Annotated in this window: 23 protein-coding genes; 13 read left to right on the forward strand and 10 right to left on the reverse strand. The window is 55.1% G+C overall.

The window, feature by feature from the left end; genetic code table 11:
• The first annotated feature begins 3 nt into the window (after positions 1 to 3).
• From murC to mutT, 9 genes are all read left to right on the forward strand, one after another.
• A complete protein-coding gene (murC, locus tag OGY07_RS16495) occupies positions 4 to 1,479 on the forward strand; it encodes a UDP-N-acetylmuramate--L-alanine ligase (RefSeq protein WP_042290051.1) in 1,476 nt (491 codons plus the stop codon).
• A complete protein-coding gene (locus OGY07_RS16500; RefSeq protein ID WP_060570728.1) occupies positions 1,472 to 2,392 on the forward strand; it encodes a D-alanine--D-alanine ligase in 921 nt (306 codons plus the stop codon). The genes murC and OGY07_RS16500 overlap by 8 nt, the downstream gene beginning before the upstream one ends.
• Position 2,393: 1 nt before the next feature.
• Positions 2,394 to 3,224, forward strand: coding sequence for a cell division protein FtsQ (ftsQ, locus tag OGY07_RS16505; protein WP_286601758.1), 831 nt, complete (start codon positions 2,394 to 2,396; stop codon positions 3,222 to 3,224).
• Complete coding sequence (gene ftsA, locus OGY07_RS16510) at positions 3,221 to 4,483, forward strand: cell division protein FtsA (protein ID WP_042290046.1); 1,263 nt, start codon at positions 3,221 to 3,223, stop codon at positions 4,481 to 4,483. Before ftsQ ends, ftsA begins: the two co-directional genes overlap by 4 nt.
• A gap of 62 nt (positions 4,484 to 4,545) precedes the next feature.
• Positions 4,546 to 5,697: a cell division protein FtsZ gene (ftsZ, locus tag OGY07_RS16515; protein WP_042290043.1), complete on the forward strand. Its 1,152-nt coding sequence runs from the start codon at positions 4,546 to 4,548 to the stop codon at positions 5,695 to 5,697.
• Positions 5,698 to 5,797: 100 nt separating this feature from the next.
• Positions 5,798 to 6,715: a UDP-3-O-acyl-N-acetylglucosamine deacetylase gene (gene lpxC, locus OGY07_RS16520; RefSeq protein ID WP_042290041.1), complete on the forward strand. Its 918-nt coding sequence runs from the start codon at positions 5,798 to 5,800 to the stop codon at positions 6,713 to 6,715.
• A gap of 274 nt (positions 6,716 to 6,989) precedes the next feature.
• Positions 6,990 to 7,496, forward strand: coding sequence for a secA translation cis-regulator SecM (gene secM, locus OGY07_RS16525; RefSeq protein ID WP_286601762.1), 507 nt, complete (start codon positions 6,990 to 6,992; stop codon positions 7,494 to 7,496).
• A gap of 61 nt (positions 7,497 to 7,557) precedes the next feature.
• On the forward strand, positions 7,558 to 10,263 hold the full coding sequence (gene secA / locus OGY07_RS16530) for a preprotein translocase subunit SecA (RefSeq protein WP_286601764.1): 2,706 nt from the start codon (positions 7,558 to 7,560) through the stop codon (positions 10,261 to 10,263).
• A gap of 101 nt (positions 10,264 to 10,364) precedes the next feature.
• Positions 10,365 to 10,763, forward strand: coding sequence for an 8-oxo-dGTP diphosphatase MutT (gene mutT, locus OGY07_RS16535; protein WP_286601766.1), 399 nt, complete (start codon positions 10,365 to 10,367; stop codon positions 10,761 to 10,763).
• A gap of 58 nt (positions 10,764 to 10,821) precedes the next feature.
• Here mutT and yacG read toward each other — a convergent pair whose 3' ends face one another.
• From yacG to coaE, 3 genes are read right to left on the reverse strand one after another with little or no spacing between them, the layout of a single operon-like run.
• Positions 10,822 to 11,016: a DNA gyrase inhibitor YacG gene (yacG, locus tag OGY07_RS16540; RefSeq protein ID WP_042290032.1), complete on the reverse strand. Its 195-nt coding sequence runs from the start codon at positions 11,014 to 11,016 to the stop codon at positions 10,822 to 10,824.
• A gap of 9 nt (positions 11,017 to 11,025) precedes the next feature.
• Positions 11,026 to 11,769: a cell division protein ZapD gene (gene zapD / locus OGY07_RS16545; protein WP_042290030.1), complete on the reverse strand. Its 744-nt coding sequence runs from the start codon at positions 11,767 to 11,769 to the stop codon at positions 11,026 to 11,028.
• Positions 11,769 to 12,389, reverse strand: a complete 621-nt coding sequence (gene coaE / locus OGY07_RS16550; RefSeq protein ID WP_286601771.1) for a dephospho-CoA kinase — start codon at positions 12,387 to 12,389, stop codon at positions 11,769 to 11,771. Before coaE ends, zapD begins: the two co-directional genes overlap by 1 nt.
• 225 nt (positions 12,390 to 12,614) lie before the next feature.
• On the opposite strand from coaE, the gene OGY07_RS16555 reads away from it, so the two are divergent.
• Positions 12,615 to 13,658, forward strand: a complete 1,044-nt coding sequence (locus OGY07_RS16555; protein ID WP_042290026.1) for a GMP reductase — start codon at positions 12,615 to 12,617, stop codon at positions 13,656 to 13,658.
• Between the two features lie 72 nt (positions 13,659 to 13,730).
• Here OGY07_RS16555 and hofC read toward each other — a convergent pair whose 3' ends face one another.
• From hofC to nadC, 4 genes are all read right to left on the reverse strand, one after another.
• Entirely contained in the window at positions 13,731 to 14,933 is a 1,203-nt protein-coding gene (hofC, locus tag OGY07_RS16560) for a protein transport protein HofC (protein ID WP_286601773.1), read from the reverse strand.
• Positions 14,923 to 16,308, reverse strand: coding sequence for a type II secretion system protein GspE (gene gspE / locus OGY07_RS16565; protein WP_286601775.1), 1,386 nt, complete (start codon positions 16,306 to 16,308; stop codon positions 14,923 to 14,925). The genes hofC and gspE overlap by 11 nt, the downstream gene beginning before the upstream one ends.
• Positions 16,309 to 16,317: 9 nt before the next feature.
• Positions 16,318 to 16,755 carry a prepilin peptidase-dependent pilin gene (gene ppdD / locus OGY07_RS16570; RefSeq protein WP_286601777.1) on the reverse strand — a complete coding sequence of 146 codons (438 nt, stop codon included), beginning with the start codon at positions 16,753 to 16,755 and terminating at the stop codon, positions 16,318 to 16,320.
• 192 nt (positions 16,756 to 16,947) lie between these two features.
• Positions 16,948 to 17,841, reverse strand: a complete 894-nt coding sequence (nadC, locus tag OGY07_RS16575; RefSeq protein ID WP_286601779.1) for a carboxylating nicotinate-nucleotide diphosphorylase — start codon at positions 17,839 to 17,841, stop codon at positions 16,948 to 16,950.
• Between the two features lie 87 nt (positions 17,842 to 17,928).
• On the opposite strand from nadC, the gene ampD reads away from it, so the two are divergent.
• Entirely contained in the window at positions 17,929 to 18,492 is a 564-nt protein-coding gene (gene ampD, locus OGY07_RS16580; RefSeq protein ID WP_060570722.1) for a 1,6-anhydro-N-acetylmuramyl-L-alanine amidase AmpD, read from the forward strand.
• Positions 18,489 to 19,343, forward strand: a complete 855-nt coding sequence (ampE, locus tag OGY07_RS16585) for a beta-lactamase regulator AmpE (protein ID WP_060570721.1) — start codon at positions 18,489 to 18,491, stop codon at positions 19,341 to 19,343. Before ampD ends, ampE begins: the two co-directional genes overlap by 4 nt.
• Before the next feature lie 75 nt (positions 19,344 to 19,418).
• Here ampE and OGY07_RS16590 read toward each other — a convergent pair whose 3' ends face one another.
• From OGY07_RS16590 to aroP, 3 genes are all read right to left on the reverse strand, one after another.
• Positions 19,419 to 20,369: a glycoside hydrolase family 43 protein gene (locus tag OGY07_RS16590; RefSeq protein WP_286601781.1), complete on the reverse strand. Its 951-nt coding sequence runs from the start codon at positions 20,367 to 20,369 to the stop codon at positions 19,419 to 19,421.
• Entirely contained in the window at positions 20,369 to 21,775 is a 1,407-nt protein-coding gene (locus OGY07_RS16595; RefSeq protein ID WP_286601783.1) for a glycoside-pentoside-hexuronide (GPH):cation symporter, read from the reverse strand. Before OGY07_RS16595 ends, OGY07_RS16590 begins: the two co-directional genes overlap by 1 nt.
• A gap of 158 nt (positions 21,776 to 21,933) precedes the next feature.
• Positions 21,934 to 23,307: an aromatic amino acid transporter AroP gene (aroP, locus tag OGY07_RS16600; protein WP_286601785.1), complete on the reverse strand. Its 1,374-nt coding sequence runs from the start codon at positions 23,305 to 23,307 to the stop codon at positions 21,934 to 21,936.
• A 562-nt stretch (positions 23,308 to 23,869) separates the two neighbouring features.
• Here aroP and pdhR point away from each other — a divergent pair.
• On the forward strand, positions 23,870 to 24,634 hold the full coding sequence (gene pdhR / locus OGY07_RS16605; RefSeq protein ID WP_042290003.1) for a pyruvate dehydrogenase complex transcriptional repressor PdhR: 765 nt from the start codon (positions 23,870 to 23,872) through the stop codon (positions 24,632 to 24,634).
• The last annotated feature ends 76 nt before the right edge of the window (positions 24,635 to 24,710 follow it).

Here is a 24,710-nt window from a genome sequence, read left to right on the forward strand (position 1 = left end):
AGAATGAATACACAACAACTGGCAAAACTGCGTTCCATCGTGCCCGAAATGCGTCGCGTTCGGCACATTCACTTTGTCGGCATCGGTGGTGCCGGTATGGGCGGTATTGCCGAAGTTCTGGCTAACGAAGGTTATCAGATCAGTGGTTCCGACTTAGCGCCAAACCCGGTGACGCAGCAGCTTACCAACCTGGGAGCGACGATTTACTTTAACCATCGTCCGGAAAACGTGCTCGACGCCAGCGTGGTGGTGGTCTCCAGCGCGATCTCCGCCGATAACCCGGAGATCGTGGCGGCGCATGAAGCGCGCATACCGGTGATCCGCCGCGCGGAGATGCTGGCGGAGCTGATGCGTTTTCGTCATGGTATCGCAATTGCCGGGACGCACGGCAAAACGACCACCACCGCGATGGTTTCCAGCATATACGCGGAAGCGGGCCTGGACCCCACCTTTGTCAACGGCGGTCTGGTGAAAGCGGCGGGCGTGCATGCGCGTCTCGGGCATAGCCGTTATCTGATTGCGGAAGCAGATGAGAGCGACGCATCGTTCCTGCACCTGCAACCGATGGTGGCGATTGTCACTAACATCGAAGCCGATCATATGGATACCTACCATGGCGACTTCGAAAATTTAAAGCAGACGTTCATTAATTTCCTGCATAACCTGCCGTTTTATGGTCGTGCGGTGATGTGCGTTGACGACCCGGTGATCCGCGAGCTGTTGCCGCGCGTCGGGCGTCAGACCACGACTTACGGCTTTAGCGATGATGCTGACGTTCGCGTGGAAGATTATCAGCAGATCGGTCCGCAGGGGCATTTTACGTTGCTGCGTCAGGGGATGCCTGAGCTGCGTGTAACCCTGAACGCTCCGGGGCGTCATAATGCGTTGAACGCCGCGGCTGCCGTGGCGGTGGCGACGGAAGAGGGCATTGCCGACGACGCTATTTTACGTGCGCTGGAAAGTTTCCAGGGCACCGGTCGCCGCTTCGACTTCCTCGGGGAATTCCCGCTTGAGCCAGTAAATGGCAAGGCCGGAACGGCGATGTTGGTGGATGATTACGGTCATCACCCGACGGAAGTGGACGCGACTATCAAAGCCGCTCGCGCGGGCTGGCCGGATAAAAACCTGGTGATGCTGTTTCAGCCGCACCGCTTTACGCGTACCCGCGATCTGTACGACGACTTTGCCAACGTGCTGACTCAGGTTGACGCACTGTTGATGCTGGATGTGTATGCCGCCGGGGAAACGCCGATTCCGGGCGCTGACAGCCGTTCGCTGTGCCGCACGATTCGCGGGCGCGGTAAGATCGACCCGATTCTGGTTCCCGATCCGGCGCAGGTCGCTGAAATGCTGGCGCCGGTCTTAACCGGCAATGATTTAATTCTGGTGCAGGGTGCGGGAAATATCGGCAAAATCGCGCGTTCCTTAGCTGAAATCAAACTGAAGCCGCAAATTCAGGAGGACGAGCATCATGGCTGATAAAATCGCGGTCCTGCTGGGAGGGACATCCGCTGAACGTGACGTGTCGCTGAATTCCGGCGCGGCGGTGCTCGCCGGGCTGCGTGAAGGCGGCGTGGATGCGCATCCTGTCGATCCGAAAGAGACCGACGTGACGCAACTGAAAGCGATGGGGTTTCAGAAAGTCTTTATCGCGCTGCACGGTCGTGGAGGCGAAGACGGTACGTTACAGGGATTGTTGGAGTTGATCGGCCTGCCGTATACCGGCAGCGGCGTGATGGCTTCTGCCATCTCCATGGATAAATTGCGCAGTAAATTGCTGTGGCAGGGCGCGGGGTTACCCGTTGCGCCATGGGTGGCGCTGACTCGCGCCCAGTTTGAGAAAGGCCTCAGCGAGGCGGTCGTCACGGAAATTTCTGCGCTCGGTTTACCGCTGATCGTGAAGCCCAGCCGCGAAGGTTCCAGCGTCGGCATGTCGAAGGTTTCGGAATATGATGGTTTACATAGCGCCTTAGCGCTGGCATTTCAGCATGATGAAGAAGTATTGATTGAAAAATGGCTTAGCGGACCGGAATTTACCGTCGCGATACTGGGTGAAGAAATTTTACCGTCGATACGTATCCAACCCGCCGGAACCTTCTATGATTATGAGGCGAAGTATCTGTCTGATGAGACACAATATTTCTGCCCGGCGGGTCTGGAATCCGATCAGGAGACCCATTTGCGCGCTTTAGTGCAAAAAGCATGGTCAACGTTAGGTTGCGAAGGTTGGGGGCGTATTGACGCCATGCTGGATAGCGATGGGCAGTTTTATCTGCTGGAAGCGAATACCTCACCGGGTATGACCAGCCACAGTCTGGTGCCGATGGCGGCGCGACAGGCCGGGATGAGCTTCTCGCAGTTAGTGGTACGTATTCTGGAGTTGGCGGACTGATATGTCGCAGGCGGCGCTGAACACGCGAAACAGTGACGAAGAGGTGTCTTCATCACGTCGCAATAATGGAACGCGTCTTGCAGGAATTTTATTTCTGCTGACGGTGCTGTGTACCGTGTTTGTCAGCGGCTGGGTGGTGTTGGGCTGGATGGAAGACGCGCAGCGTTTACCGCTGTCAAAACTGGTGTTAACCGGCGAGCGGCACTACACGAAAAATGATGATATCCGGCAGTCAATTCTGGCGCTGGGCGCGCCCGGCACCTTCATGACGCAGGATGTCAATATCATTCAGAACCAGATTGAACGCCTGCCGTGGATCAAGCAGGCCAGCGTCAGAAAGCAATGGCCCGATGAATTGAAGATTCATCTGGTTGAATATGTGCCGATAGCGCGTTGGAATGATCAGCATATGGTGGACGCCGAAGGAAATGCTTTCAGCGTGCCGTCAGAACGTACCAGCAAACAGGTCCTGCCGATGCTGTATGGCCCGGAAGGCAGCGCAAGTGAAGTGTTGCAGGGCTATCGCGAGATGGAACAGATACTGGCGAAAGACAGATTTACTCTGAAGGAAGCGGCGATGACCGCACGTCGTTCCTGGCAGTTGACGCTGAATAACGATATTAAGCTCAACCTTGGCAGGGGCGACACGATGAAACGTTTGGCTCGCTTTGTAGAACTCTATCCGGTTTTACAGCAGCAGGCGCAAACCGATGGCAAACGGATTAGCTACGTTGATTTGCGTTATGACTCAGGTGCGGCAGTAGGGTGGGCGCCCTTACCGCCTGAGGAATCTACTCAGCAACAGAATCAGGCACAGGCAGAACAACAATGATCAAGGCGACGGACAGAAAACTGGTAGTTGGACTGGAGATTGGCACCGCGAAGGTTGCCGCTTTAGTAGGGGAAGTTCTGCCCGACGGTATGGTCAATATCATTGGCGTGGGCAGTTGCCCGTCGCGCGGTATGGATAAAGGCGGGGTTAATGACCTTGAGTCGGTAGTGAAGTGCGTACAGCGCGCTATCGACCAGGCAGAACTGATGGCGGATTGCCAGATTTCTTCTGTGTATCTGGCGCTTTCCGGCAAGCACATTAGCTGTCAGAATGAAATCGGCATGGTGCCGATTTCCGAAGAAGAAGTGACGCAGGAAGACGTGGAAAACGTCGTGCATACCGCGAAGTCGGTGCGCGTACGCGATGAGCACCGTGTGCTGCACGTGATTCCGCAGGAATATGCGATTGACTATCAGGAAGGCATCAAAAATCCTGTCGGTCTTTCCGGGGTGCGAATGCAGGCGAAAGTGCATTTGATCACCTGCCACAACGATATGGCAAAAAACATTGTGAAAGCCGTTGAACGTTGTGGCCTGAAAGTTGACCAACTGATATTTGCCGGCCTGGCGGCCAGCTATTCCGTATTGACGGAAGATGAACGTGAACTGGGCGTCTGCGTCGTGGATATCGGGGGTGGTACAATGGATATCGCCGTTTATACTGGCGGGGCGTTGCGCCATACCAAGGTGATACCTTATGCAGGTAACGTGGTCACCAGCGACATTGCCTACGCTTTCGGTACGCCGCCAAGCGACGCCGAAGCGATCAAAGTTCGCCATGGCTGCGCGTTGGGTTCCATCGTCGGTAAAGACGAAAGCGTTGAAGTGCCGAGCGTGGGCGGTCGTCCGCCGCGCAGTCTGCAACGACAAACGCTGGCGGAGGTTATTGAGCCGCGCTACACCGAGCTGCTCAACCTGGTCAACGAAGAAATATTGCAATTACAGGAACAGCTTCGCCAGCAGGGGGTGAAACATCATCTTGCGGCGGGGATTGTGTTAACCGGTGGCGCAGCGCAGATCGAAGGTCTTGCTGCCTGCGCCCAGCGCGTGTTCCATACGCAGGTGCGTATCGGTGCGCCGCTGAATATTACTGGTCTGACGGATTACGCTCAGGAGCCGTATTACTCGACGGCGGTGGGGCTGCTTCACTACGGGAAAGAGTCCCACTTAAATGGTGAAGCTGAAGTTGAAAAACGCGTAACAGCTTCGGTCGGCTCGTGGATCAAGCGTATCAACAGCTGGCTGCGTAAAGAGTTTTAATTTTTTTATGAGACCGGCGAAAATTACGGTCTCAGGCGACAGGCACAACGGAGAGAGAGATTATGTTTGAACCAATGGAATTAACCAACGACGCGGTGATTAAAGTCATCGGCGTCGGTGGCGGCGGTGGTAATGCCGTTGAGCACATGGTGCGCGAGCGCATTGAGGGTGTCGAATTCTTCGCAGTGAACACTGACGCGCAAGCGTTACGTAAAACTGCGGTTGGCCAGACCATTCAGATTGGTAGCGGAATTACCAAAGGTCTGGGCGCCGGCGCAAACCCGGAAGTGGGGCGCAACGCTGCGGATGAAGACCGTGAAGCCTTGCGTGCCGCGCTGGATGGCGCAGACATGGTGTTTATCGCCGCGGGCATGGGCGGCGGTACCGGTACCGGCGCCGCGCCAGTGGTTGCTGAAGTCGCAAAAGATTTAGGCATTCTGACCGTTGCCGTGGTGACCAAGCCTTTCAACTTTGAAGGCAAAAAGCGCATGGCCTTTGCGGAGCAGGGGATCACTGAGCTGTCCAAGCATGTGGACTCGCTGATCACCATTCCGAACGACAAGCTGCTGAAAGTGCTGGGTCGCGGTATTTCTCTGCTTGACGCGTTTGGCGCGGCGAACGACGTGCTGAAAGGCGCGGTGCAGGGTATCGCAGAGCTGATCACCCGTCCGGGTCTGATGAACGTCGACTTTGCGGATGTGCGCACGGTGATGTCCGAAATGGGCTACGCGATGATGGGCTCCGGCGTGGCAAGCGGTGAAGACCGCGCGGAAGAAGCGGCTGAAATGGCGATTTCTTCTCCACTGCTGGAAGATATCGATCTGTCTGGCGCGCGCGGCGTGCTGGTTAACATCACCGCGGGCTTCGACCTGCGTCTGGATGAGTTTGAAACCGTGGGGAACACCATCCGTGCGTTTGCTTCGGATAACGCGACCGTGGTTATCGGTACTTCTCTGGACCCGGATATGAACGACGAACTGCGCGTTACCGTCGTGGCGACCGGAATTGGTATGGACAAACGTCCGGAAATCACGCTGGTGACCAACAAACAGGTACAGCAGCCGGTACTGGATCGTTACCAGCAGCACGGCATGGCGCCGCTGACCCAGGAGCAGAAGCCAGCCGCAAAAGTGGTAAACGACAATACGCCGCAGACCGCGAAAGAGCCGGATTATCTGGATATTCCTGCCTTCCTGCGTAAGCAAGCTGATTAAGAATTAGCTGGAAGTTGGGATTCGCGGCTCTTTGTGCTAAACTGGCCCACCGAATGTATAGTACACTTCGGTTGGATAGGTAATTTGGCGAGATTATACGATGATCAAACAAAGGACACTTAAACGTATCGTTCAGGCGACTGGCGTCGGTTTACATACCGGCAAGAAAGTCACCCTGACCTTACGCCCTGCGCCGGCCAACACCGGGGTCATCTATCGTCGCACCGACTTGAATCCACCGGTAGATTTTCCGGCCGATGCCAAATCTGTGCGTGATACCATGCTCTGTACGTGTCTGGTCAACGAGCATGATGTACGGATTTCAACCGTTGAGCACCTGAATGCGGCGCTGGCGGGTTTAGGTATCGATAACATCGTTATTGAAGTCGATGCTCCGGAAATCCCGATCATGGATGGCAGCGCTGCGCCGTTCGTCTACCTGCTCCTTGACGCCGGTATCGAAGAACTGAAAAGCGCGAAGAAATTTGTTCGCATCAAAGAGACCGTTCGCGTCGAAGATGGCGACAAGTGGGCTGAGTTCAAGCCATACAATGGTTTTACGTTGGATTTCACCATCGACTTTAACCATCCGGCGATCGACTCCAGCACGCAGCGCTATGCGATGAACTTCTCTGCTGACGCGTTTATGCGTCAGATCAGCCGCGCGCGTACTTTCGGCTTCATGCGTGATATCGAATATCTGCAGTCCCGCGGCCTGTGCCTGGGCGGCAGCTTCGATTGTGCCATCGTTGTTGACGATTATCGCGTACTGAACGAAGACGGCCTGCGTTTTGAAGACGAATTCGTTCGTCACAAAATGCTTGACGCGATTGGTGACTTGTTCATGTGTGGTCACAACATTATTGGTGCATTTACCGCGTATAAGTCCGGTCATGCATTGAATAACAAATTGTTGCAGGCTGTTCTGGCAAAACAGGAAGCCTGGGAATATGTGACCTTCGAAGACGACGCAGAACTGCCGTTGGCTTTCAAAGCACCATCGACCGTACTGGCATAACGACACGCGTTGTCGCATAAATTCGACTGGTAAATCTGGCACTCTCTCCGGCCAGGTAAGCCAGTCGTTTTTTTTTGCTCGTTGAGCGGGCCGGTATGGGTAACAGACTTTCTTCAATGTCAAAACTCATTCTGCACTAAAATGCTGTGCGAACGCTGGTTTCTTAAGCGTTTTTAACCGTATCTTCTCATCAATACTGCTGTAGTACCTGAGCATTAATGATAAGATTTGTGCGCAAAAAACGTTTGAATAACATTTATGGGATGGCTTTAACGTGAGTGGAATACTGACGCGTTGGCGACAGTTAGGTAGACGCTATTTCTGGCCGCATCTCTTATTAGGGATGGTCGCGGCGAGTCTTGGCCTGCCTGCGCTCAGCAATGCCGCGGAACCCAACACGCCAGCTAAAGCGGCGGCCAGTCGCCACGATCAACAGGTCAGCGTTAATTTCAGCCAGCTTGCTTTGCTGGAAGCCTCCAACCGTCGGCCTAATTTTACTGTCGATTACTGGCATCAGCACGCCATCCGCACCGTTATCCGCCATCTCTCCTTCGCCATGGCGCCGCAGGCATTGCCCGTGGTCGAAGAGCCGTCGCCGCTTCAGGCGCATCATTTAGCCTTACTGAACACGCTCAGCGCGCTGCTGACTCAGGAAGGCACGCCCGCTGCGGCTCCGCAGCGCGTCGCGTACGCCCATTTCATGCCGCTGGCCGTCTTTACTGTTCCTGCCTGGATAAGCCAGGCGCAGGGTATTCGTGCCGGTCCTCAACGCCTCAGCTAAAAACAGAAAACCTTCCTCTGATAATTATGACTCCGCTGTGCGGGGCGTTTGAGATTTTAATATGCTAATCAAATTGTTAACTAAAGTATTCGGTAGCCGTAACGATCGCACGCTGCGTCGTATGCGTAAAGTGGTCGGCGTGATCAACGCCATGGAACCGGAAATGGAAAAACTCACCGACGAAGAGCTGAAAGCCAAGACCGGAGAGTTCCGTGCGCGTCTCGAGAAAGGCGCTAGCGTGGAAAGCTTGATCCCGGAAGCGTTCGCCGTGGTGCGTGAAGCGAGCAAGCGCGTATTCGGTATGCGTCACTTCGACGTGCAGTTGCTCGGTGGTATGGTTCTGAACGATCGCTGCATCGCAGAAATGCGTACCGGCGAGGGTAAAACCCTGACCGCGACGCTGCCCGCCTACCTGAACGCGCTGAGCGGAAAGGGCGTACACGTGGTGACAGTGAACGATTATCTGGCGCAGCGTGACGCCGAAAACAACCGTCCGCTGTTTGAATTCCTCGGCATGACCGTCGGCATTAACCTGCCGGGTATGCCTGCGCCCGCCAAGCGCGAAGCCTACGCCGCTGACATCACCTACGGCACCAATAACGAATACGGTTTTGACTACCTGCGTGACAACATGGCGTTCAGCCCTGAAGAACGCGTCCAACGCAAACTGCACTATGCGCTGGTGGATGAGGTTGACTCCATCCTGATCGACGAAGCGCGTACTCCGCTGATCATTTCCGGTCCGGCTGAAGACAGCTCGGAAATGTACAAGAAAGTGAACAAAATCATCCCACACCTGATTCGTCAGGAAAAAGAGGATTCCGACACCTTCCAGGGTGAGGGACACTTCTCGGTGGATGAAAAAGCGCGCCAGGTTAACCTGACCGAACGCGGTCTGGTGCTGATTGAAGAACTGCTGGTAAAAGAAGGCATTATGGATGAAGGCGAGTCGCTGTACTCTCCGGGCAACATCATGCTGATGCATCACGTTACCGCCGCGCTGCGCGCGCACGCGCTGTTTACCCGCGACGTTGATTACATCGTTAAAGACGGTGAAGTCATTATCGTTGACGAACACACCGGGCGTACTATGCAGGGGCGTCGCTGGTCTGATGGTCTGCACCAGGCGGTTGAAGCCAAAGAAGGCGTGGACATTCAGAACGAGAACCAGACGCTGGCTTCGATTACCTTCCAGAACTACTTCCGTCTGTATGAAAAACTGGCCGGTATGACCGGTACGGCAGATACCGAAGCGTTCGAATTCAGCTCCATTTACAAGCTGGACACCGTGGTGGTGCCGACCAACCGTCCGATGATCCGTAAAGATATGCCGGATCTGGTCTACATGACCGAAGCGGAAAAAATTCAGGCCATCATTGAAGATATTAAAGAGCGTACCGCAAAAGGCCAGCCGGTGTTGGTGGGGACCATCTCGATTGAGAAATCGGAAGTGGTGTCTAATGAACTGACGAAAGCGGGCATCAAACATAACGTCCTGAACGCCAAGTTCCACGCCAACGAAGCGGCTATCGTTGCCCAGGCGGGGTATCCGGCAGCCGTGACCATCGCGACCAACATGGCGGGTCGTGGTACGGATATCATGCTGGGCGGCAGCTGGCAGGCGGAACTCGCCGCGCTGGAAAATCCGACGCCAGAACAAATTGCGCAGATCAAAGCAGACTGGCAGGTGCGTCATGATGCCGTACTGGCTGCGGGCGGTCTGCATATTATTGGTACAGAGCGTCATGAATCCCGTCGTATCGATAACCAGTTGCGCGGTCGTTCGGGCCGTCAGGGGGATGCGGGTTCTTCCCGTTTCTACCTGTCAATGGAAGATGCGCTGATGCGTATCTTCGCCTCTGACCGCGTGTCCGGCATGATGCGTAAGCTCGGCATGAAACCGGGTGAAGCCATCGAGCATCCGTGGGTAACCAAAGCTATTGCTAACGCCCAGCGCAAAGTGGAAAGCCGTAACTTCGACATTCGTAAACAGTTACTGGAATACGATGACGTTGCTAACGATCAGCGTCGCGCGATCTACACCCAGCGTAACGAACTGCTGGATGTCTCTGATGTGAGCGAAACCATTAACAGCATTCGCGAGGATGTGTTTAAAGCAACCATCGATGCTTACATTCCGCCGCAGTCGCTGGAAGAAATGTGGGATATCCCTGGCCTGCAGGAACGTCTGAAAAATGACTTCGACCTGGACATGCCGATCGCGGAGTGGCTGGATAAAGAGCCGGAACTGCACGAAGAGACCCTGCGCGAGCGTATTCTTGCGCAGGCTATCGAGGTGTATCAGCGTAAAGAAGAAGTGGTCGGCGCTGAGATGATGCGTCACTTCGAAAAAGGCGTGATGTTGCAGACGCTCGACTCCCTGTGGAAAGAACACCTGGCGGCGATGGACTATCTGCGTCAGGGTATCCACCTGCGCGGCTATGCACAGAAAGATCCGAAGCAGGAATATAAGCGTGAGTCCTTTGCGATGTTCGCCGCGATGCTGGAATCGCTGAAGTATGAAGTGATCAGCACGCTGAGTAAGGTCCAGGTACGTATGCCGGAAGAAGTGGAAGCGATGGAGCAGCAGCGTCGCGAAGAAGCGGAACGTCTGGCGCAGATGCAACAGCTGAGCCATCAGGACGACGATAGCGCGGCGGCGGCTGATCTGGCAGCGCAAACCGGCGAACGCAAAGTTGGCCGTAACGATCCGTGCCCGTGCGGTTCCGGCAAGAAATACAAACAGTGCCATGGCCGCCTGAGCTGAGCCCAGGCATCATTGCCGGGTAACGCTACGTTTATCCGGTTAACGGTAAGTGACCAACAAAAAGGCGCGGGAGACTGCGCCTTTTTTATGGATGCGACAAGATGAAAACACTGCACATCGCGGTCGGGATTATCCGTAATCCGCAAAATGAAATTTTTATCACCCAGCGCGCCGCTGATGCGCATATGGCGAATAAGCTGGAATTTCCCGGAGGAAAGTTTGAAACGGGTGAAACGCCGGAACAAGCCCTGAGCCGGGAGTTACAGGAAGAAGTGGGGATTACCCCGACGACCGTCACGCTGTTTGAAAAGCTGGAATATCAATTTCCGGACCGGCATGTCACCCTGTGGTTCTGGCTGGTGGAAGCCTGGCAGGGAGAGCCGTGGGGCAAGGAAGGTCAACCAGGCAAGTGGGTTGCCATTGAGGCGCTCAGGGAAGATGATTTTCCACCCGCTAACGAACCGGTCATTGCGAAGCTAAAACACGCTTTTCAGAGTTAAACACTTTTGTAGGCCGGATAAGCACACTGAATTGCGCCATCCGACCTCCAGGCAACGGTTACTGTTTTTCTTCGCTCCAGTCGTCGCTGTCTGACAAATCGCCGCTGCTCGGAATGCGTTTTTCCTCGGCGGCCCATTCTCCCAGATCGATTAACTGACAGCGTTTACTACAGAACGGGCGAAACGGGCTAATCTCACCCCAGACGACCGTTTTACCGCAGGTAGGGCAGTTGACGGTGATCGTTTCTGACATTTTTACTCCTTAACAGCAGGCCAGCTCAAAATCGAGGCGCTCAGGTACCACGCCGTGTTCGCTATCAAGCGGCATAAAACGAATGGCAAAACGGCTCTTGTGACCGGAAATTTGCGGATAAAGCAGAGATTCGAACGGCAAATTGAGACGCAATAAATCAGCATCTTCGCCGTTATCCTGATAAAAACCGTTCAGGCTGGTCTGTTTGCGGAACGGCGCGGAGTTGCGAATGAGATCGAGGATCAGCGTCAGCGCCTGGTTTAGCGGATTCAGGCTGGCAAGCCAGGCATCCACTTGTGCGTCACGCTGAGCCTGTGGCAAATGCAGCCACATGTGCAGCGTGGGTAAATCAAAACTGCAGCAGCCGCCAGGAATGCTCAGGCGCTGGCGAACCAGCGCAATTAACCGATCTTCGCGTAAAAACTGCCCGATACGCGGCGCGGAAATCAAAACAGTTCCCGTCGTTTTTAGCTGCTGGCGCAGTGCTTCAATACGGCTTTGATCGACGCCGGGTACTTCTATCCATGCCTGAAGTTTACGCTGCTGGCGTTCAAGCTCTTTCAGCAATTCTGTACGCACTTCCCCGCGTTCGAACACGTCCAGCAAATCCCCGACATTGCGAAAAAAATGCAGTGCGTCCGCATGGGTGGCGATGGGGAGATTAACCGAAAGTTGTTGAATTAAAAACTCAATGCGCAGCCATGTACGCATTTTTTCATTGAGCGGGTGTTCAAAAAGGACGTGGGTGTGCATTACGGTTTTTCCTGTGAGACAAACTGCGACGCAAGCTGTAAATACAGCGCGTGCAGGCGGGCGACATCCGACCTGATGGACTCTGGTGCGCCGTTATTATCAATAACATCGTCTGCCGCGGCAAGGCGCGCTTCACGTGTTGCCTGGGCGGCGAGAATCTGTTCGGCATGTGCGCGGGTAACATCGTCGCGCTGCATGGTGCGTAAAAGCTGCGTCTCGGGCGTCACGTCGACCACGAGAACGCGGTTCGCTTTGGTCGTCAGGCCATTTTCAACCAGCAGAGGAACAACCCAAAGTACATAAGGGGATGTCGCCTGCTGAAACTGGCGCTGCGTCTCCTGCTGAATAAGCGGGTGCAGCAGGGCATTTAGCCAGACTTTCTCGTGCGGATTGGCGAAGATCCGCTCGCGTAGCAGACGACGCTGTAGCCTACCGTCTGCGTCGAGTAACGCCTGACCGAAGTGGTCGGCAATAGCGGCCAGCGCGGGCTGGCCAGGCTCGACGACCTGGCGGGCAATTATATCTGCATCAACAATCTGAATTCCGAGGTCAGCGAACGCGTTGGCGACGGTACTCTTGCCGCTGCCAATGCCGCCCGTTAAGGCCACTGTATACCTCATAAGCTCAGTTCCCGGTCATTTATTTTAATAATCAATTGGTTGAATATTGATCGCATCAGAGTGAAATGGCGCTAAAGCTGTCCCGCCTTTCACCAGGTAAATTTATGGGATTGTAGCGTAAAAAAAGAGAATTTCGCAGTCTTGCGCGGCACTGATTAGTGCGTATGATAGCGTCACTGGAGTTGCGCTCTCATACTTATAGCCCTTAACCCCAGGAATCCGCACATGCGTATTGAAGAAGATCTGAAGTTAGGTTTTAAAGACGTTCTTATCCGCCCTAAGCGTTCTACTCTTAAAAGCCGTTCCGATGTTGAGCTGGAACGTCAGTTTACCTTCAAACACTCAGGTCAGACCTGGTCTGGCGTACCTGTCATTGCCGCCAATATGGATACCGTCGGGACGTTCGAGATGGCGACCGCGCTTGCCTCATTCGATATTCTGACCGCCGTCCATAAGCATTACTCCGTTGAAGAGTGGTCCGCGTTTATCGGTGAAGCGCCTGCCAACGTGCTGAAACACGTGATGGTCTCTACCGGTACTTCTGACGCGGACTTTGAGAAAACCAAACAGATTCTGGCATTAAGCCCGGCGCTGAACTTTGTCTGCATTGATGTGGCTAATGGTTACTCTGAGCACTTCGTTCAGTTCGTGTCAAAAGCGCGTGAAGCCTGGCCGACGAAAACGATCTGCGCCGGTAACGTTGTGACGGGCGAGATGTGCGAAGAACTGATCCTCTCCGGCGCCGATATCGTCAAAGTCGGGATCGGGCCGGGGTCTGTCTGCACCACGCGCGTCAAAACCGGTGTTGGTTATCCGCAGCTTTCTGCGGTGATCGAATGCGCTGATGCGGCGCACGGTCTGGGCGGAATGATTGTCAGTGACGGCGGTTGCACTATGCCGGGTGATGTGGCTAAAGCCTTTGGCGGCGGCGCTGACTTCGTGATGCTTGGCGGTATGCTGGCAGGGCATGAAGAGAGCGGCGGCAAGATCGTTGAAGAAAATGGCGAGAAGTTCATGCTGTTTTACGGGATGAGTTCCGAATCGGCCATGACCCGTCACGTTGGCGGCGTTGCACAGTACCGTGCAGCGGAAGGCAAAACCGTTAAGCTTCCTCTGCGTGGCCCGGTGGAAAACACTGCCCGTGATATCCTCGGCGGCCTGCGTTCTGCCTGTACTTACGTTGGCGCATCGCGTCTTAAAGAACTGACCAAACGCACGACCTTTATCCGCGTACAGGAACAGGAAAACCGCATTTTCAACAGCCTGTAATCCTTTCCGTTTGCCGGATTAGGCATGAATGCCTAATCCGGCTTTGAGTTCTGTTCCCGCTCTCCAACCGCTTCAGCCTACTGTGCTCATCGCATCCCCCAGACGGAATATCGGCAGATACATGGCAACCACCAGCGTGCCAATAATTAACCCTGTAATGACCAGCAAAGCAGGTTCCAGCAATGCGGCGAGACTGTCGGCCAGCGCCAGCGTGTTCTCACTATGATGCCGGGCAAGATTATGCAGCATCGTGTCCAGTGAACCGGAAACTTCACCTGTTCTAATCAGTTGCAGGCACAGCGGGCTGAAGACTTGCGCATTTTGAAATGCCTGCCAGACCGGAAGACCGTGACTGATATCACGTTGGACTTGCGCCAGTCGCTGGGACCAGTAGGGACATTGCAGGCTTTCCCGTACGCTCTCCAGCGCCGGTAAAAATGCGATCCCTGCGCGTTGTGTTAACGCGAGAATGGTAAAAATCTGCGTGAGTTTTTGCCCCCTGAGCAGGCGACCCATTACCGGTATGCGCAGCAGCCAGCGCTGGCGCGTTATCAGCCATGAGGAACGGTGCTTCACCGCGCTGTTTGCCGCAATGACTCCGCCGCTCAGCAGTAAAATCAACCAGCCCTGGTTTGCACTCCAGTCGGCGAACGTGATGATCCCCTGCGTCAGCGCCGGTAGGGGCGTGTTGAAGGTCCGGTAAATGGCGGCAAACTCGGGTAAGACAAAGTGCAACATGGCCAACACCACAAAGAAAGCCATCGCCAAAATGATAAAGGGATAACGCAACGCTTTCTTGATCTTATCGCTTAACTGTTTGTGGGCGTTTTGCTGCCGGGCCAGTTCGAAGCAGCATTCGTCGAGCTTTCCGGTCAGTTCACCGGTGCGAATCATCGCCTGATACAGCGGAGGAAAAACATCTGGCCATTGCGCCAGCGCGCTGGAGAGGGGCGTACCCTGCTCCAGTTCGTGCGCCAGGCTCTGCAACAGCGCTTGCCACTGTTTTCCCGGTTGTTGTCCGGCGAGAAGCGCCAGCCCGTCGGAGAGCGTCAGGCCCGCCTTCAGCAGCGTGGCGAGTTGATGAATCACTTCCGAACATTTCCCGGCGCGCCACAGCGCGCGGTTAACGCGCAGCGGCTTCACGCGCAGTGGCGTTATCTTGCGCTGTTCGAGCGCCAGCAGCAGTAAAGCCTGGCTTTCGGCCCATAATGCGCCCTCGCCAGGTAAGCCATCGCTGTCAATGCCTTGCCATCGCCAAAGCGTTTTACTGCTCATTGGGCATCCCCAGAATGCGTACCAGTTCTTCAAAGGTCGTTAACCCCTGGTCGACGGCGCGGCAGCCGCTTTCAAAAAGCGTGAGCATACCGGCTTGTCGGGCATAACCTTCCAGTGCTTCAACGGGCGCGCCACTGGCGATGTGCTGGCGCAGTTCAGCGGTAACGGGTAGGACTTCAAACAGCGCCGTACGCCCATAAAAGCCGTGATAACAGTGCTCGCAGCCTACCGCCTGCCAGCGCGGCAACGCGGTTGGGCATAATGTCTGCGGCAAACGGATCGGGTCGTTAGTCAGCCGTCGACAGTGAGGGCAGAGCTTTCTGACCAGCCGTTGCGCCGCCACAAGATTTAAGGCGGAGGAGAGCATCCAGCGCGCCACTCCCATTTGCTGCAAGCGGATCAGTGCCTCGCAGCTGGAGTTGGTGTGCAGCGTGGAAAGCACCAGATGACCCGTTTGCGCGGCTTTAATGGCGATTTCGGCTGTTTCGCCGTCGCGGATCTCTCCGACCATAATGACATCGGGATCCTGGCGTAACAGCGCCCGTAAGACGCCCTGAAAGGTGAGCCCCGCACGCGGATGGATCTGCGTCTGGTTGATGCCGTCCAGCGGGATTTCCACTGGATCTTCAACGCTGCACAGATTCACCTCCGTGGCGTTTCGCATCTGGAGAGCGCTGTACAGTGTCACCGTCTTTCCGCTGCCCGTCGGTCCGGTCACCAGCACCAGCCCCTGGGGTTGTTGCAAGGCATGAATGAACGCCGAAAGCTGCGAGTCGTGCATCCCCAGGGCGGTGACATCCAGCGCCTGACTAACCTGGTGCAACAAACGCAAAACAACCTTTTCGCCATGACGACAGGGTAACGTAGCGATACGAAACGAGACGGTGGAACCGGCCAGCCCGACGGTGAACTGCCCATCCTGCGGCAGGCGGTGTTCAGCAATATCCAGTTGACCTAACACCTTCAGGCGGGCCGTCAGGGCTAATCCCGTTTCTTTGGCGACAGTGGGCAGGTTGTATAACACCCCGTCAACACGCAGTCGAATGCGGAAATGGTGTTCCGCAGGCTCAATGTGGATGTCGGATGCGCGTTTAGTCATCGCCGCCTGAAGGGTTTTATCCAGCAATGCTGCCGCGCTGAGGCTGGCTTCCGGTACGACCGCAGGCAGCGTTTGTGGCGGATGATGCAAATGCCCTTCCATTTGCTGGCGTGTCCAGCAGGCGATCTCAATGCGTTTTGTCGTCGCAAAATGCAAAGCGTCGAGCAGTTCATGAGACGGCGTGTCCACGACGGCGACGTGTACCACGTCACTGTCTGCATCAAGTAAGATGCTGTTATGACGCTGACAAAGGGCGGTAAGTTGAGTGGTATTCATCGCTGCTCCTTAGTTGCCGTCAAAACGAAAAACATCTTCACAAGCCTGCTGTAACGCACCGTCATTCTGAATAGTGCAGTTACGCGTCCAGCCCGTAATGCCGTTTGCGTTATCCCAGTTCGGCGTCATCGTGACGCTCAGACCGTTCAGGCTCTCCTGACCACTGAGTGATACCACGCCCTTCGCCACGCTCATTCCTGAGACATAGCGCGTTGTAGTGGGTGAGGGAATGCCGTGACTCCCGGCATCGCAGGTCGCGACGCCGCCATGCTCCAGCGCGCAGAGTTCAACGGCGGTGCGGTAGGGAACGAAGGTTTGCAGCATGTCTGTGAGTGCAGCCTTGCGCAGATAGTTCTGGTACGCCGGAATGCCGATGGCGCTGAGAATGGCGATAATGCCGATGACCACCATCAGTTCGATCAGGGTAAATCCACGTTGTTTATCCATTGTTCGCTCCTTGAGTCAGTGGCGGTCACTTTGGCAAACGGGATAAAGACACGCGAGCATCAAAAAGAGAAACGGGAATCAGGGTTCAGAGGAAGTTGTCAGCGTTTCATCACAGGACAAGGGATTTACGAGGCGGCTCGAGAAAAGCGCCAGACAGGCCCGGTGAGCGACAGCGTCACCGGGCAAAGAGGGTTAACGGAAACGCATCGAAAGGTCCAGCGCGCGCACGTGCTTAGTGAGCGCGCCGACGGAAATGAAATCGACACCGGTTTGCGCAAATTCGCGCAGCGTTTTGTCCGTCACGTTGCCGGAAACTTCCAGTCGCGCTTGCCCGTGGGCGCGTTTAACCGCTTCACGCATCTGCTCGGTTTCAAAATTATCCAGCATGATGATGTCTGCGCCCGCTTTCAGCGCTTCATCCAGCTCATCAAGATTTTCAACTTCGACTTCCACCGGCACATCCGGGTGCAGCCAGAAGGCTTTTTCCACCGCCTGACGAACGGATCCGGAAGCAATAATGTGGTTTTCTTTGATTAAAAAGGCATCGGAAAGGCCCAGGCGGTGATTGGCGCCGCCGCCGCACAGCACGGCGTATTTCAATGCGGTGCGCAGTCCTGGCAGCGTTTTACGTGTGTCCAGCAGTTGAGTTTTGGTCCCCGCCAGCAGTTCGACATATTTACGCACTTCGCTCGCGACGCCGGAAAGGGTTTGTACGAAGTTCAGCGCGGTACGCTCACCCGTGAGCAATACCCGGGAAGGACCGTCCAGCTCGAACAGCGGTTGATTCGCGAGGATGCTGTCGCCGTCATCGACGTGCCAGGTAACAGTGACATCATCGCCAGCCAGTTGAATAAACACTTCTTCCACCCAGCGTTTGCCACAAAAAACGCCATTTTCACGCGTGATAACGGTCGCGTGAGAGCGGGTATTTTCCGGCAAAAGTTGTGCCGTAATGTCGTTGCCGGCATCCACTTCTCCACCTAAATCTTCGCGCAGCGCCTGGGAGACAGTGGCAGGGATATCCAGATTAATGCGTTCCAACAGCGCGTCACGTCGGTAGTCAGGGTTATAACGGCGAGGCGGCATGATAAAACTCCAAATTGCTAACGAATCATAAGGTAGAAACATGCTACTCTGAAGCGGCTATAAGCACCACTCAAAAGGAGATCCTGCATGTTGTTAGACAAGGGCTGGCTGGCAGAGGCGCGGCGCGTCCCTTCTCCTCATTATGATTGCCGCCCGGATGACGATCATCCTTCTCTGCTGGTGGTGCACAATATCAGCCTGCCGCCCGGCGAATTTGGCGGCCCGTGGATCGATGCGCTATTCACTGGAACAATTGATCCCACCGCTCACCCCTTTTTTGCGGAAATCGCGCATCTTCGTGTTTCCGCACATTGTCTGATTCGCCGTGACGGTGAAATCGTTCAGTATGTTCCTTTCGATAAACGCGCGTGGCACGCTGGCGTTTCCCGTTACCGTGGTCGCGAGCGCTGCAATGATTTTTCGATTGGCATTGAGCTGGAAGGCACCGATACGCTGGCTTACACCGATGCGCAGTACCAACAGCTGGCGGCCATTACGCGCACGCTGATAACGTATTACCCGGCGATTGCCGATAACATAACCGGACATTGTGATATTGCGCCTGATCGCAAGACCGATCCCGGCCCCGCTTTTGACTGGGCGAGGTTTCGCGCTCTGGTCACCCCCTCGTCAGATAAGGAGATGACATGACGCTGTTTACGACTCTACTGGTGCTGTTTGTTGAGCGCCTGTTCAAACTGGGTGAGCACTGGCAGCTCGATCACCGCCTGGAAGCGTTATTTCGGCGCATTACGCGTTTTTCGATGGCGCGCACGCTGGGGATGACGTTTATTGCGATGGCGGTCGCATTCCTGCTTTTACGCGCGCTTCAGGGGCTGTTGTTCAATGTGCCGACGATTTTGGCGTGGATCCTGCTGGGGCTGCTGTGCATTGGCGCCGGGAAAGTGCGGATGCATTACCACGCCTATCTCCAGGCGGCTTCGCGCGATGACGCCCACGCCCGTAAGGCAATGGCCAGTGAGCTCACCCTGATCCACGGCGTCCCGCCGGATTGCGATGAGCGCGAGTTTTTACGTGAACTGCAAAACGCGCTGCTGTGGATTAACTTCCGTTTCTATCTCGCGCCTCTGTTTTGGCTGATCGTCGGCGGTCAGTGGGGGCCGGTGCTGCTGGTGGGCTATGCTTTTCTGCGCTCATGGCAGTCGTGGCTGGCGCGTTACCTGACGCCGCATGAGCGTTTGCAGTCGGGTATTGACGCCATTCTTCACGTGCTGGACTGGATCCCGGTGCGTCTGGCAGGCGTGGTTTACGCCTTGATCGGGCACGGAGAGAAAGCGCTTCCTGCGTGGTTTGCCTCGCTGGCCGACATGCATACCGCGCAGTACCAGGTGTTAACCCGACTGGCGCAGTTCTCGTTGGCGCGGGAACCGCATACCGATAAGGTCGAGACGCCGAAAGCGGCGGTATCGATGGCCAAGAAAACGTCGCTGGTGGTGGTAGTGGCGATCGCTTTCCTGACCATTTACGGGGCGCTGGTGTAGCGTCAGATTTTGCCGGATGGCGCTGCGCTTATCCGGCCTACATTGCCCGACAGCGTAGCGCCGCCGGGCTGCGTGTCAGAGAGTATCCGCGGGCGGAATACCAAAATCCGGCATTCCGTTTTCGTCCCAGCGAACCAGCTTCAGACGGGTATGACGGTTGGGATCGTAGAGCGGATCGCCCTCGATTTCGGTGTAGTTGCGCGCGTGATATACCAGCACATCTTCCCCTTCCGGCGTTTGCGTAAAGCTGTTATGCCCCGGCCCGTATTGACGATTTTCATAGCTGGTGGCAAAGACCGGACGCGGCGATTTATGCCAGTTCGCCGGGTTTTTCGGATCGGCGTTCATATCAATCCACAGAAGCCCCATGCAGTAGTTCTCGTCCGTTGCGCTGGCGGAGTAGCTAATGAACAATCTGTCGCCATGCGTGAGCACCGCCGGACCTTCGTTGACCCAAAAGCCCCGACACTCCCAGTCATATTCCGGTTTGCTGAGCATCACCGGCTCGCCCTTGAGCGTCCACGGGTTTTCCAGCTCGGCAAGGTAAATGTTGGAGTTACCGGCGATATGCGGGGATTTTTGCGCCCACAGATACCACTGTTTTCCCTGATGATGAAAGGTAGTGGCATCGAGCGCAAACGTGTCAAACGGCGTTTTGATCTGGCCTTTTTCGTACCAGACGCCAGTGAGCGGGTCGGCATCCGCACATTCCAGCGCGTACATCCGGTGCTGGAACATCCCCAGTTTGTCGAGCGCCTGGGTATGGGCAGCGGCGAAATAGATATACCACTTACCGTTGATGCGGTGAATTTCCGGCGCCCAGATCAGCTCGCACATCGGGCCGGTTTCCGGTTTACGCCAGACGATAACCGGTTCCGCGCTGCGCAGGCCCTCCAGGGGGTTCGCCCGTCGGATTTCCAGCCGATCATATTCCGGCACCGAGGCAATAAAGTAGTAGTCGCAGCCGTCTCGCAGAATAAACGGATCGGCGCGTTGCTCAATAAAGGGGTTTGGCCAGTCTTGCATTAGGCTTTCCTTACGCTTTCAGCGGCTTTCAGTTCCTGATATTCGTTAAGCTCGCGGTAATTGGTGCGGCGCTTTTCCAGATCGTCCTGTATGTGTTTCATCAGTTCACGGTCGACTTTCAGCAGACGAACCACGCCCGCGGTAATGAGATAACCGACGCCTGGGATCACCGTAAACAGCAGTACGATGCCGTTGATTGCCGTGTCGCTCTGGGTTTTCGCGCCAGCGTCATAGCCGTACCAGGAGAGCAGAAAGCCTACCATCGCCCCGGCGATCGCCAGGCCCAGCTTCAGGAAGAAGAGATTACCGGAGAAGCTGATGCCGGTGATACGCTTGCCGGTTTTCCATTCGCCGTAGTCGTCAACGTCCGCCATCAGCGACCAGTGCAGCGGCGACGGGATCTGATGCAGAATATTCAGCAGGAAATAGAGCACGACAATCAACGTGGTGGCTTTCGGGTCGAAGAAGTAAAACGCGCAGGAGAAGAGGGCCAGCGCGATGTTGGTCCAGAAGAACACTTTCAGCTTGCACCAGCGGTCGGTCAGCACTTTCGCCAGCATACTGCCGATCATCATGCCAACCACGCCCAGGCTGATAAACAGCGTGGCGAAGTGGGTGCTTTGTCCCATCACCCAGGTCACGTAGTACATGGTCGCCGCCATCCGAATGAAGCCCGGGCAGACATTGCACAGCGTCAGCAACAAAATGCGCACCCACTGATCGTTTTTCCACACGTCTTTAAAATCGTTTTTCATGTCATCGTGGGTGGGAACGGCAGGGCGGACGCGTTCGCGAACGGTGGCAAAGCAGAACAGGAACATGCACATGCCGATAATCGCCAGCACGGTCATCGCCATCTGGTAGCCTTTGGCTTTGTCGCCGCCACCAAACCAGTCGACCATTGGCAGCAGCGTAAGCGACAGCAGCAACGTCGCGATACCGACTAACACAAAGCGATAAGACTGGCAGGCCACGCGTTCTTTAGGATCGTTGGTGATCACGCCGCCTAGCGAGCAATAGGGGATATTGATAGCGGTATAAGTGATCGACAGCAGGAAATAGGTGACAAACGCATAGATAACCTTGCTGTTATACGTCCAGTCTGGGGTGGTGAACATCAGGATACTGAACAGCGCATAGGGGAAAGCGATCCACAGCAGCCAGGGGCGGAAACGACCATATTGACTTTGGGTGCGATCGGCGATGGCGCCCATCACCGGGTCGGTGACCGCGTCAATGACGCGCACAGACAGTAACAGTACGCCCACCAATGCGGGTGCCAGACCAAAAATATCCGTATAAAAATAGTTAACAAACAACATGATGGCGCCAAAGATGATGTTACATCCGGCGTCGCCCATGCCATAACCAATCTTCTCTCGTACCGAAAGTTTACCCTTTTCCATTGAGACGTCTCCCCATCAGGTGATGGAGTGAATTATTCGTCTGCGAGTGAATAATTGCGTTGCAGGATAGCGCCGCTGATATGGACGAAATAGCTATTGGCAGGAAAGTGTGAAGCAGATAACACCCCTCACCCGGCGGGCGGGCGAGGGGAAGAGAATTAATGCGCTTTGGCGGTCTTCGCCGTTTTCTGCTTGCACAGATAACCGACGCCCAGGAGCAGCAGCCATACGGGGATCAAATAGACTGAGATAGCCATTCCCGGCGTGATTAACATAATTACCAGTACCGCAGCCATAAACAGCAGGCAAACCCAGTTTCCGAGCGGATAGAGCAGAGCCGGGAAGCGCGTTTTAACGCCCTGTTGCTGTTTCGCGCGACGGAACTTGATGTGCGCCAGACTAATCATCGCCCAGTTAATGACCAGTGCGGAAACCACCAGTGCCATCAGCAGGCCAAACGCCGACTCCGGCGCCATATAGTTAATGAGTACGCACAGTGCGGTGACCAGCGCAGAAACCAGAATGGTATTGACCGGCACGCCGCGTTTGTCGACGGAAAGCAGCGCTTTTGGCGCGTTGCCCTGCTGCGCAAGGCCAAACAACATTCGGCTGTTGCAGTAGACGCAACTGTTATACACCGACAGCGCCGCGGTCAGCACCACGATGTTCAGCGCATTCGCCACAAAGGTGTCGCCCAGCTCGTGGAAGATAAGGACAAATGGGCTGGTGTCAGCGGTTACGCGCGTCCACGGCAGCAGGGAAAGCAGCACTGCCAGTGAGCCAACATAGAAGATCAGAATACGGTAGATAACCTGGTTGGTCGCTTTCGGAATGCTTTGCTCCGGGTTATCGGCTTCCGCCGCGGTGATCCCCACCAGCTCAAGCCCTCCAAAGGAGAACATAATGATCGCCATCATCATGACCAGCCCGGTCCAGCCATGCGGCAGGAAGCCGCCCTGTTCCCACAGGTTGCGCACGGTAGCCTGCGGGCCGCCGTTGCCGCTGAACAGCAGCCAGCCGCCGAACAGAATCATCGCCACCACGGCGATCACTTTAATAATGGCGAACCAGAACTCCATTTCACCGAACACTTTCACGTTGGTCAGGTTGATCGCGTTGATCAGCACAAAGAAGGCCGCCGCCGAGACCCAGGTCGGGATCTCCGGATACCAGAACTGGATGTATTTACCGACGGCGGTCAGTTCCGCCATCGCGACCAGCACATACAACACCCAGTAATTCCAGCCGGAGGCAAAACCGGCAAAACTGCCCCAGTACTTATAGGCAAAGTGGCTGAACGAACCGGCAACCGGCTCCTCCACTACCATTTCCCCTAACTGACGCATGATCAGAAAAGCGATAAACCCTGCGATCGCATAACCCAGAATGATACCGGGACCGGCTGACTGGATAACGGAGGCGCTTCCCAGGAACAGGCCTGTCCCGATTGCGCCGCCCAGCGCGATTAGCTGGATATGGCGGTTTTTTAGCCCGCGCTTAAGCTGCTCGCCGTGCTGCTGACTGTCCATCATGAAACCTCGTGTGTGGTGCGCTCTTTCTGTGATGAGCGTTTATGTAGTAACGACGCAGGATGCGTGTGTAAGTTAACAATTCCGTTTGTTGTATTTTTTTGTTTACAGTTGTGTTTAATGAAATGTCGCCGGAACTCTTTTGTCTGGATAAGAATAATGGTATGCGCAGGCGAATGCACCTGCTTTATGAATGGTTGATGACGAGGTGCATAAAAAGAAAGCAGATGTAACAGCCCTTCGTTAATCTCACACGCCATATCTCAGCCCAACAAATTGCGTAATGATTTATTTTATTTGCATGAATATGCGAGTGAATCGGTTCAATTTGGATTTTATTTCGTTTCAATAAGGTTAAAACTGGCGCGGGGTCGGTAAATTTAACATTTGTGCATAGTTACATGTTTGAAACGTTATTTCTGTAATGTTGTTAAAATGTGCGTGGTTTCCTGATTTCAATCAAAACCTGTATGGACAGAAGGTGAATACTTTGTTACTTTAGCGTCACAGACATGAAATTGGTAAGACCAATTGACTCCGGGCAAATGGCTTAAGACAGGACATCATGGCCTACAGCAAAATCCGCCAACCAAAATTATCCGATGTGATTGAGCAACAGCTGGAGTTTTTGATTCTTGAGGGCACCTTGCGCCCCGGCGAAAAACTCCCACCGGAACGCGAACTGGCGAAACAGTTCGACGTCTCCCGTCCCTCCCTGCGTGAGGCGATCCAACGTCTCGAAGCGAAGGGCCTGTTGCTTCGTCGCCAGGGCGGCGGCACTTTTGTTCAGAGCAGCCTGTGGCAGAGCTTCAGCGACCCACTGGTAGAATTGCTCTCCGATCATCCTGAATCCCAGTTTGACCTGCTCGAGACGCGCCACGCGCTGGAAGGCATTGCGGCCTATTACGCGGCGCTGCGCAGCACGGACGAAGACAAAACGCGGATTCGCGAACTGCACCATGCGATTGAGCTGGCGCAGGAGTCGGGTGACCTGGACGCTGAGTCCGATGCGGTTCTGCAATATCAAATTGCTGTCACCGAAGCGGCACACAATGTGGTTTTGCTCCATCTGCTAAGGTGTATGGAGCCGATGTTGGCCCAGAATGTCCGGCAAAACTTCGAATTACTCTATTCGCGTCGCGAGATGCTTCCGCTGGTGAGCAGTCACCGCACCCGTATTTTCGAAGCGATCATGGCCGGTAACCCCGAGGAGGCGCGCGAAGCATCGCATCGCCACCTGGCGTTTATCGAAGAGATATTGCTGGACAGAAGCCGTGAGGAAAGTCGTCGTGAACGCGCCTTACGCCGTCTGGAACAGCGCAAGAATTAGTTTTTTCTGGCAGCTCGTTTACCAGAAGATGTTGTTAATAAAGCGCAAAAATGTGCGCGGCAACTAAACGCAGAAC

Origin of the sequence: Citrobacter sp. Cs237, assembly GCF_030332325.1 — a bacterium.
Classification (GTDB): Bacteria; Pseudomonadota; Gammaproteobacteria; order Enterobacterales; family Enterobacteriaceae; genus Citrobacter_A; species Citrobacter_A sedlakii.